Below are 9,766 nucleotides of genomic sequence, written 5' to 3' on the forward strand. Positions count from 1 at the left end.
CGCCGGCGCTGCGCCGCCGTCTCGACGAGCCCGGCGCCGACCGAGACGCGGTGCTCGCCGAGGCCGGGGCGCGACTGGGCACCTCGCTCTCCGTGATCGCCGCCGCCGTCGACCTTCCGTCGATCCTGCTGAGCGGACCGTCCGACATCGCCACACCCGCGTTCGTCGAGGCCACGGCGACCGCGGTCCGCGCGGCGTCGCACCCCTCGCTCGGGCCCGCGGTCGCCTCCAGCACGCTCGACGACGCGGTGCTGCGCGGGGCCGCCGCCCGCGTGGTCGCTGCAGCGTTCAGCCCCCGCTGAGCCCGTCCCGCCGACACCCTGGCCCTCGCGGACCCTCCCGTCGCGAAGGGTGCAAGACTCGAGCGGTGCGCGTCTGCGCGCGGAAGCAAGCGACCCCACGGAGGCACCCATGAAGGCACTGGTGATCGGCGCGACCGGCAGCATCGGCGGCGTGGTGGCCGCGACCCTGGAGACCCGCGGCCACGAGGTGATCCGCGCCTCCCGCAGCGGCGATGAGCGCGTGGACGTGACCGACCCGTCGTCGATCCGCGAGCTGTTCGCGCGCACCGGACGCCTCGACGCGGTCGTGGTGGCCGTCGGCTCGGTGCCCTTCCGGCCGCTCGGCGACCTGAGCCGCGACGACTACCTCGCGGCGTTCACGGGCAAGACGCTCGCCCAGCTCGACGTGGTGCGCGAGGCCCTTCCCGTCGTCGCCGACGGCGGCTCGATCACGCTGACCAGCGGGGTGCTCGCCCGGGAGCCCCTCGCCACCGGCGCCGCCGCCGCGATGGCCAACGGCGCCCTGGAGTCGTTCGTGCTCACCGCTGCCGCCGAGGCGCCGCGCGGCATCCGCATCAACGCCGTCTCCCCCGACGTGCTCGCCAACTCCCCCGGCTACTTCGACAGCTTCCCCGGCCACCGCCCCGTCACCGACGAGGAGGTGGGTTACGCCTACGTGCGCGCCGTCGAGGGCGTGATCACCGGACGTGTGCTCGCGGTCTGACCCCCGTCAAGGGGGCCGCGCCATGCGCGTCCGTGACGCAGGATGAGAACATGACCGACTCCCGTCTCTCGACCCGCCCCTGGCTCGCCGCGTACGCGGAGGGCGTCCCCGCCGAGATCGACGAGCCGACCCAGACGCTGCCGCAGATGATGGCGGCGAGCGTCCGCCGGTACAGCCGCCGTCCCGCGCTGGAGTTCTTCGGCGCGGTGACGACCTACCGCGAGCTCGGCGCGCAGATCGACCACGCGGCGGAGGGTCTGCGGCGCCTCGGGGTGAGCGCCGGCGACCGGGTCGCCCTCGTGCTGCCCAACTGCCCGCAGCATGTGGTCGCGTTCTACGCCGTGCTCCGCCTGGGCGCCATCGTCGTCGAGCACAACCCGCTCTACACCGCCCGCGAGCTGCGCCACCAGTTCGAGGACCACGGCGCCCGCGTCGCGATCGTGTGGGACAAGGTCGCCGACACCATCGACGGCTTCCCCGACGACGTGCGCGTCGACCACGTCGTGAGCGTCGACATCACGACCGCGATGCCGTGGTCGAAGCGGTTCCTGCTCCGACTGCCCCTTCCGAAGGCCAGGGAGTCGCGGGCCAAGCTCACCGGCTCTCCGCGCTCACGCCACGTGCGGCCGTGGAAGGGGCTCCTGGGTCACGGCCGCATCTCCCGCCGCGTGCCGGCGCCCGCGCTCGGCGACACCGCGCTGCTGCAGTACACGAGCGGGACGACGGGCACGCCGAAGGGGGCGATCCTCAGCCACGCCAACCTCCGCGCGAACGCGATGCAGGGTCGCGCCTGGGTGCCGGGACTGCGCGACGGCGAGGAGACGTTCTACGCCGTGCTGCCGCTGTTCCACGCCTACGGCATGACGCTGTGCCTCACGTTCGCGCTCAGCATCGGCGCGACCGTGGTGCTGTTCCCCACGTTCGACCTGGGCCTGGTGACGACGGCCGCCCGCACGCGCCCGCCCACGTTCCTGCCGGCCGTGCCGCCCATCTACGACCAGCTCGCCCGGGCGGCCGGACGCGGCACCATCGACCTGTCCCGCGTGCGCTTCGCGATCTCCGGGGCGATGAGCCTGCCCGTCGCGACCGTGCGGCGCTGGGAGGACGCGACCGGAGGACTGCTCGTGGAGGGGTACGGCATGACCGAGGCGTCTCCCGTCGCGCTCGGCAACCCCATGGGACCCACGCGACGACCGGGCACCGTCGGCGTGCCGTTCCCCAGCACCGAGATCCGGCTCGTCGACCCCGACGACCCGGAGAAGGACGTCCCCGCCGGCGAGCGCGGGGAGCTCTTGATCCGCGGTCCCCAGGTGTTCCAGGGGTACTGGCAGCGCCCCGGCGAGACGGCCGAGGCGCTGCTCCCCGGCGGTTGGCTGCGCTCGGGCGACATCGCCGAGGTCTCGCCCGACGGGTTCGTGACGATCGTGGACCGCCGCAAGGAGCTCATCATCACGGGCGGCTTCAACGTGTCGCCCAGCGAGGTGGAGGATGCGCTCGACGCCCACCCCGATGTCGTGGCGGCCGCGGTCGTGGGCCTGCCGCGGTCGAGCGGCGGTGAGGAGGTCGCGGCGGCCGTGGTGTTCCGTGAGGGTGCGGTGCCGGACGTCGAGGCGCTGCGCGACTTCTGCCGCACCCGGCTGACCGCCTACAAGGTGCCGCGCCGGATCGTCGCGGTGGATGAGCTCCCGCGGTCCCTCATCGGCAAGGTGCTGCGGCGCGAGGTGCGCGACCGGATGCTGCGGGACCGCTGAGGTCAGCGGCTCTCGGCGGCCTCGGTGTGGTGGCGGATGACCTCGGCGACCACGAAGTTGAACCACTTCTCCGCGAACTCGGGGTCGAGGTGCGCCTCTTCGGCGAGCGCGCGCAGCCGGGCGACCTGCTGCTCCTCGCGCTTCGGGTCGGACGGGGGCATCGCGTGCTCGGCCTTGAGGTGCCCCACCTGCTGCGTGGCGCGGAACCGCTCGGCCAGCATGAAGATCAGCGCCGCATCGATGTTGTCGATGGTGGCGCGCAGACGGAGCAGCTCGGCCTTCGGATCCTCTACGGCGGTCATCCCCCCACTCTAGGGGCGAGGGGCACCCCTGACCGGCGGGGGTCCAGCGCTATCGTGTGCACATGAGCAACGACGAGTCGCCGGCCCCCGCCTCCCACGACGACGCGCTCCCGCAGCCCTCGGACGCGGCCCCGGCACCCGTCGATGCCGCGCTCCCCGGACCGCCCGACGCCGGGGCTCCCGCGACCACCGCGACCCCGCCGCGTCCGGTGGTGATCGAGCCGACCACACCCAGCCGCTCGTTCTGGACACGCATCGACCGGCCGTTCGTGTTCGGCTTCCTGGTCACCCTGGGCGGTCTCGGCGCGTTCGTGATCGGCCTCGCCCTGTGGAACCTGTCCACCGTGCTCATCTACATCGCGCTCGCCCTGTTCGGCGCGCTCGGCCTCGATCCGGCGGTGCGCTTCCTGGAACGGCGCGGCCTCTCCCGGGCCATCGCCGTCGTCATCACGATCGTCGCCCTCATCGTGGTCTTCGGTCTGGTGCTGTGGATGATCATCCCGATCGTCGTCGACCAGATCGCCGAGTTCGTCCGGTCCGTCCCCGGCATGGTCCAGGACTTCACCGGAACCGACCTCTACAAGACCCTCAACGACCAGTTCGGCGACCAGTTCCAAGACCTCGTCGGCGAGGTGCAGAGCTTCCTGTCCGACATCGGCAACCTCGCCACCATCGGCGGCGGAGCCCTCGCGGTGGGCGCCTCGATCGCCTCCGGCATCTCCGGCGCGATCGTGGTGCTGGTGCTGACGCTCTACTTCCTCGCGACGCTCCCGGCCATGAAGCAGGGTCTGCTGCGCCTGGCGCCCGCGCGCGACCGGGACCGCGCGAGCGACATCAGCGAGCAGATCACCGACTCCGTGGGCGGCTACGTGATGGGCATGGTCGTGCTGGCGTTCTGCAACGCGACCCTCGCCCTCATCCTGTACGCGGTGCTCGGCCTGCCGTTCCCGCCGCTCATGGCCGCGATCGCGTTCTGCGTGACGCTCATCCCCCTCGTCGGCTCTGTGCTCTTCTGGATCATCGGCACGGGACTCGCGCTGTTCACCAACCCGATCGCGGCGCTGATCTTCGCCGCGATCTACCTCGTCTACATGCAGATCGAGGCGTATGTGCTCACCCCGCGGGTCATGAACCGCGCCGTGGCCGTGCCCGGCTCGCTCGTGGTCATCGGGGCGCTGGCCGGCGGCACACTGCTCGGTCTGCTCGGCGCCCTGGTCGCTGTGCCCGTGACCGCGTCGATCCTCATCATCATCAAGCAGGTCCTGGTTCCCCGCCAGGACGCCCGCACCTAGCCTCGGCACGCACACGGAAGCGCCCGGCCCCGCGAGGGACCGGGCGCTTCCGTCGAGCTCAGCTCAGGCGAGGTCGTTGTCGGCCAGCCACTGCTTCGCGATCTCCTCCGCCGACTTCTTCTCGACCGTGCTCTGCACGTTGAGGGCCACGAGCTCCTCGGCCGTCAGCTTCTCGCTGATGCCGTTGATCACGTCGGCGATCTCGTCGGCCACATCGCTCGACGCGATCGGCACGACGTTGGACGCCAGGATGATGTTCTCCGGGTCTTCCAGCGACACGATGTCCTCGGTCTGGAAAGCCGGGTCGGCCGAGTAGATGTCGGCCACCTGGATCTCACCGGCCAGCAGCGACTCGAGCGTGGTCGGGCCCGTGGCCGAGAACGCCAGGTCCACGCCGTAGACCTCCTTGGCCTTCGCGGGGCCGTAGGGGCGCTGCTCGAACTCCGGCGCCGCGCCGATCGTGACCGGGGTGGTGACCTTCGACAGGTCGGCGATCGTGGTGAGGCCGTTCTCCTCCGCGAAGCTCTTCAGCACCGTGTAGGTGTCCTGATCGGTCGCCTCGGCGTAGTCGAGGGCGGTGAGGCCGTCGGGCAGGGTCTCCTGCAGTGCGGCGTAGACGTCTTCCGGGCTGGTGGCGGTGGCGTCCTTGTCGAGGTACTCGAGCAGATTGCCCGTGTACTCCGGGAACAGGTCGATCGCGCCGGACTCCACGTCGGGCATGTAGGCGTCGCGCTGACCGATGCTGAACTTGCGCTCGACGGTGAAGTCGGCCGCCTCCAGCGCCTGGGCGTAGATCTCGGCGATGATCTCGTTCGAGTAGTACGCCTGCGAGCCGATCACGATGGTGTCGCTGCCCCCCGAACCGGAGTCCTCCGTGGGGGTGTCGAGCGGGTTGCTGCTGGTGCAGCCGGCGAGGACGAGCGCTGCGGCGATCGCGGCGCCGCCGGCGAGGGCGAAGCGGGACGTGCGTGCGGTGAACATGGGACTTCCTCTTCTCTGGGACCTGCGGATGCTGTGGTTCGGACGGATGCTGTGGCCTCGGTGGCGCTGTGGTTCAGGCGGTCGCCGGAGCGGGCGCGGCGACGGGCGCCTTGGCCCGGCGACGCTGCGGACGGGTGCGCACGCCGCGCGGGACGGCGGCGTGCTGCGCGAGGGCGAGCAGGAGGTCGACGATGAGGGCGAGCACCGCGACGAGGATCGCGCCGCCGAGCACCTGATCGAAGCGGCGCAGGGGGATGCCCTGGATGATCGGCCAGCCGAGACCGCCCAGGTTCACGTAGGCGGCGATCGTGACCGTGGCGATGACCTGCAGGAGCGCCGAGCGCAGGCCGCCGACGAGCAGCGAGAGCCCGAGCGGCACCTCGACCTTCCAGAACACCTGCCACTCGGTCATGCCCATGGCCCGCGCCGCGTCGAGCACCCGGCGGTCGATGGCCTCGAGTCCGGTGTACGCGCCCGCCAGCAGCGACGGGATCGCGAGCAGCACGAACGTGATGATCGCCGCGAGCGGGGTGCGCAGCACGCCCAGCAGCAGCACCAGGAGCACCATGAGGCCGAACGACGGGATGGCGCGCGCCGCTCCGGAGACCGCGACGGCGATCTCCCGACCGCGACCCGTGTGCCCGATCAGCCACCCGAGCGGCACGGCGATCACCGCGGCGATCACCACCGAGACGACCGTGTAGAAGATGTGCTGCCCGAACAGCACCGGCAGCGAGTACGCGCCCTGCCAGCGGTCGGGCGAGAACAGCCACGCGAAGGCCTCCGCGAACAGGTTCATGCGGCCGATCCGATCGCCGCCGTGCGGCCGACCGCCGCCTTCGTCGCCGTCTTGGTGACCGCTCTCGTCCAGGGCATGAGCGCCCTGCCGACCAGGAGGAGCAGCAGGTCGACGATCAGGGCGATCACGACGACCGCGACCACGCCCGCGAAGACCTCCTCGATGATGCGGCGCTGCAGACCGTCGGTGAACAGGTACCCGAGGTTGCGCACGCCGATCAGGATGCCGACCGTGGCGAGCGAGATCGTGCTGACGGCCGTGACGCGCAGCCCCGCCAGGATCACCGGGCCGGCGAGCGGGAACTCGACAGCCCAGAAACGACGGAACGGTGCGAAACCGGTCGCGGTGGCGGCCTGCCGCACGTCGTCGTCCACCGAGTCGAGGCCGTCGGCGACCGCGCGCACCAGGATGGCGACCGCGTAGATCGTGAGGGCGATCACCAGGTTCGGCTCGCTGATCGCGGAGTAGCCCAGCACCGCGGGCAGGAGGATCAGCAGCGCGAGCGAGGGGATCGTGTACAGCAGGCCCGTGAGCGCGATGATCGGGCCGCGCACCAGGCGGTAGCGCCAGGCCACCCACCCGAGCGGCAGCGACAGCACGAAACCGAGCACGATCGGCACGACGCTCTGCCGCAGATGCGCGACGGTGAGGTCGAGGATCAGGCCGAGGTTGTCGACCGCCCAGTTCACGGGGCCGCCTTCGCCGCGGCCGCCTCGTCGACCACGTCGTCGGGGGCGTCGACGATCGCGCCCTGGGTGCGGCCCTCGGAGTCGACCACGACCGTGCCGCGCGGCGTCTGCTTGAGGTGCAGCGCCCGGCGGCCACGGTCGGCGCCGATGAACGCGGAGACGAACTCGTCGGCCGGATTCTCGATGATCTCGCTCGGGCTGCCCACCTGCACGACCCTGGCGCCCTTGTCGAGGATGACCACCTGGTCGCCCAGCAGGAACGCCTCGTCGATGTCGTGCGTGACGAACACGACCGTCTTGTCGAGCTCGTGCTGCAGCCGCAGCGTCTCCTGCTGGAGGTCGGCGCGCACGATGGGATCGACCGCGCCGAAGGGCTCGTCCATCAGGAGGATGTTCGGGTCGGCGGCGAGACCGCGGGCCACGCCGACGCGCTGCTGCTGCCCGCCCGAGAGCTGGCTCGGGTAGCGGTCGGCCAGAGCGTGGTCGAGGCCGACCGTGGTCATCAGCTCGCGCGCCCGCTCGTGCGCCTCCTTGCGCTTCACGCCGTTCAGGCGCAGCACGGTGGAGACGTTGTCGATCACGCTGAAGTGCGGCATGAGGCCGGAGTTCTGCATGACGTAGCCGATGCGGCGGCGCAGGGCCACCGGGTCGCCGGCGAGCACGCTCTCCCCGTCGATCTCGACCTCGCCCGACGTGGGCTCGACCATGCGGTTGATCATGCGCAGCAGCGTGGTCTTGCCGCAGCCGGACGAACCGACGAACACGGTGGTCTTGCGCGACGGCAGCACCAGGCTGAAGTCGTTCACCGCGAGCGTCCCGTCGGGGAAGCGCTTGGTGACGTTGCGGAACTCGATCATGAGGGGTTCTCTCCGACGGTCGTGCGGGCGAGGGCGCGGCTCAGGCCGACACCTCGACGCCCGGGGCGAAGGCGACGTAGCCCGAGAAGTCTTTTCCGACGCGGTCGAACGCCGACGGGTACGGGTGCGGGTAGGACCAGGCGAGATCCTTGTGCAGCTCTCCGTCGGCCTCGATGGAGTAGTACTGGCACTCGCCCTTCCACGGACACGTGTACGGCGTGGGGCTCTCGACGAGCACGTCGGGCGAGACGGATGCGGGCGGGAAGTACCAATTGCCCTCGATGCGGATGAGGTCGTCCTGTGCGGCCTCGGCGATCACGGTTCCTGCGAGTTCAGCCTTCATGGTCCTGCCTCCTCGGATGTGGGTTCGAGCGTATAAGACGCGTCCGACATCGGGTGATGCCTTGCGCGCGGGGTCGTCAATATGAGAAACAATCCGGATCGTGTTCGGTGCGGTCGCGGGATCGGATTGCCCGGCTCACGCCGAGTCGCGCCCGTAGCCCTCCAAGAGTCGCAGCCAGATCTCGCTGATGGTCGGGTACGAGGGCACCGCGTGCCACAGGCGCGCGATGGGCACCTCGCCCACGATCGCGACGGTCGCGGCCTGCACGAGCTCCGCCACCTCCGGGCCGACGAAGGTCGCCCCGATCACCACGTCGCGGTCGGTGTCGATCACGAGTCGCGCCTGCCCGGCGAACCCGTCCTCGTACAGGCTCGCGCCGGCGACCCACCCGAGGTCGTAGTCCACGACCTGCACGGCCGTGCCCGCCTCGCGCGCCGCGGCCTCGGTGAGTCCGACGGAGCCGACCTCCGGGATGGAGAAGGTGACCTGGGGGACCGCGGCGTGATCGGCCGTCGCGGCGTGCCGGCCCCACGGGGCGTCGTCGACCTCGCCGCCGTTCGCCCTGGCCGCGATCACGTCGCCCGCCGCCCGCGCCTGGTACTTGCCCTGGTGGGTCAGCAGCACCCGCCCGTTCACGTCGCCGACCGCGTACAGCCAGTCCACCCCGGGCACCCTCAGCGTGTCGTCGGTCTCGATCCAGCGTCCGGGTTCGAGCCCCACGACCTCCAGGCCGATATCGGCGCTGCGCGGCGAACGGCCGGTCGCGACGAGCACCTCGGCGGCCGTGACCTCCTCGCCGCTGTCGAGCGTGATGGTCACACCGTCGTCGCCGCGGCGCACCGCCGTGGTGCCGGTGTTCGTGCGCACGTCGACACCGAGCTCTTCGAGGCCGGCCGTCACGCGCTGCCCCGCGAACGGCTCCATGCCGCCCAGCAGCCCGCTGCGCGCGAGCAGGGTCACGCGCGAGCCGAGAGCGGCGTACGCCGTGGCCATCTCGACCGCGACGACACCGCCGCCGATCACCGCGAGGCTCTCCGGCAGCTCTTCGGCGCTGGTGGCCTCGCGACTCGTCCACGGGGAGGCCTCGCGGAGCCCGTCGATCGGCGGGATCACGGCGTCGGAGCCCGTGCTGATCGCGACCGCGTGCCGGGCCCGCAGCACCCGGGTGCCGCCGTCGGCGTCGGTCACGGTGACCTCGCGCTCGCCCGTGAGACGCCCGTGGCCGCGCGCCAGGTCGATGCCGGCCGACTGCAGCCACGACACCTGCCCGTCGTCCGACCAGTTGCTCGTGAAGCTGTCGCGGCGCTCGAACACGGCCCGCACGTCGAGCGTGCCGGTCACCGCCTGCGACGCCCCGGCCACATGCTGCGCCGCCCGCAGCGCCTGCGCCGAGCGCAGCAGCGCCTTCGACGGCATGCACGCCCAGTAGGAGCACTCGCCGCCCACCAGTTCGCTCTCCACGATGATGGCGGTGAGCCCGCCCTGCACGGCCCTGTCGGCGACGTTCTCGCCCACCGGTCCCGCACCCACCACGATCAGGTCGTACTCGTCGGTCTTGTCGGCAGTCATGCGTCGCACCTCTCCGTCGCCCGTGTCAGGCAAGTCTTGCTCATGACGAACGTCGAGTCACGGGCGCGTTGTTCCCGCCGCGCCGAAACTCCCCGGAGCACTCCGGTCGCGTCGGCAGGCGACGGCGACCGGAGCGTCGGAGCGGGTGGCGGCGTCAGGCGACGGCGGCGCGCTCGCG

At 71.5% G+C, this 9,766-nt stretch carries 10 protein-coding genes and 1 pseudogene; 4 read left to right on the forward strand and 7 right to left on the reverse strand.

The window, feature by feature from the left end; translation table 11 throughout:
* The 3 genes and pseudogenes from DW309_RS19450 to DW309_RS07000 form a co-directional block, all read left to right on the forward strand.
* A pseudogene (locus tag DW309_RS19450) lies at window positions 1-302 on the forward strand (ROK family transcriptional regulator); the annotation flags it as partial.
* A 109-nt stretch (window positions 303-411) separates the two neighbouring features.
* Entirely contained in the window at window positions 412-1,005 is a 594-nt protein-coding gene (locus tag DW309_RS06995; protein ID WP_136044950.1) for a short chain dehydrogenase, read from the forward strand.
* A 50-nt stretch (window positions 1,006-1,055) separates the two neighbouring features.
* Window positions 1,056-2,756 (forward strand): long-chain-fatty-acid--CoA ligase, encoded by a 1,701-nt coding sequence (locus tag DW309_RS07000; RefSeq protein ID WP_136044951.1) that lies wholly within the window; start codon window positions 1,056-1,058, stop codon window positions 2,754-2,756.
* A gap of 2 nt (window positions 2,757-2,758) precedes the next feature.
* On the opposite strand, the gene DW309_RS07005 is transcribed toward DW309_RS07000, so the two are convergent.
* Entirely contained in the window at window positions 2,759-3,058 is a 300-nt protein-coding gene (locus tag DW309_RS07005) for a chorismate mutase (protein ID WP_136033320.1), read from the reverse strand.
* Window positions 3,059-3,120: 62 nt separating this feature from the next.
* Here DW309_RS07005 and DW309_RS07010 point away from each other — a divergent pair, with 62 nt between their 5' ends.
* Complete coding sequence (locus tag DW309_RS07010; RefSeq protein ID WP_136044952.1) at window positions 3,121-4,350, forward strand: AI-2E family transporter; 1,230 nt, start codon at window positions 3,121-3,123, stop codon at window positions 4,348-4,350.
* 63 nt (window positions 4,351-4,413) lie between these two features.
* Here DW309_RS07010 and DW309_RS07015 read toward each other — a convergent pair whose 3' ends face one another.
* The 6 genes from DW309_RS07015 to DW309_RS07040 form a co-directional block, all read right to left on the reverse strand.
* Window positions 4,414-5,331: an ABC transporter substrate-binding protein gene (locus tag DW309_RS07015; protein WP_136044953.1), complete on the reverse strand. Its 918-nt coding sequence runs from the start codon at window positions 5,329-5,331 to the stop codon at window positions 4,414-4,416.
* Between the two features lie 73 nt (window positions 5,332-5,404).
* Window positions 5,405-6,130: an ABC transporter permease gene (locus DW309_RS07020; RefSeq protein ID WP_136033310.1), complete on the reverse strand. Its 726-nt coding sequence runs from the start codon at window positions 6,128-6,130 to the stop codon at window positions 5,405-5,407.
* Window positions 6,127-6,819, reverse strand: coding sequence for an ABC transporter permease (locus tag DW309_RS07025; protein WP_136033308.1), 693 nt, complete (start codon window positions 6,817-6,819; stop codon window positions 6,127-6,129). Before DW309_RS07025 ends, DW309_RS07020 begins: the two co-directional genes overlap by 4 nt.
* On the reverse strand, window positions 6,816-7,676 hold the full coding sequence (locus DW309_RS07030) for an ABC transporter ATP-binding protein (RefSeq protein ID WP_136033305.1): 861 nt from the start codon (window positions 7,674-7,676) through the stop codon (window positions 6,816-6,818). The genes DW309_RS07025 and DW309_RS07030 overlap by 4 nt, the downstream gene beginning before the upstream one ends.
* 40 nt (window positions 7,677-7,716) lie before the next feature.
* The gene (locus tag DW309_RS07035) at window positions 7,717-8,019 is read right to left on the reverse strand and encodes a DUF427 domain-containing protein (RefSeq protein WP_136044954.1); all 303 of its coding nucleotides are present in this window, start codon (window positions 8,017-8,019) and stop codon (window positions 7,717-7,719) included.
* A gap of 135 nt (window positions 8,020-8,154) precedes the next feature.
* Window positions 8,155-9,588, reverse strand: a complete 1,434-nt coding sequence (locus DW309_RS07040) for a dihydrolipoyl dehydrogenase family protein (RefSeq protein WP_136044955.1) — start codon at window positions 9,586-9,588, stop codon at window positions 8,155-8,157.
* Window positions 9,589-9,766: the final 178 nt, after the last annotated feature.

Source organism: Microbacterium sp. K41 (assembly GCF_004794395.1).
Lineage (GTDB): Bacteria > Actinomycetota > Actinomycetes > Actinomycetales > Microbacteriaceae > Microbacterium > Microbacterium sufflavum.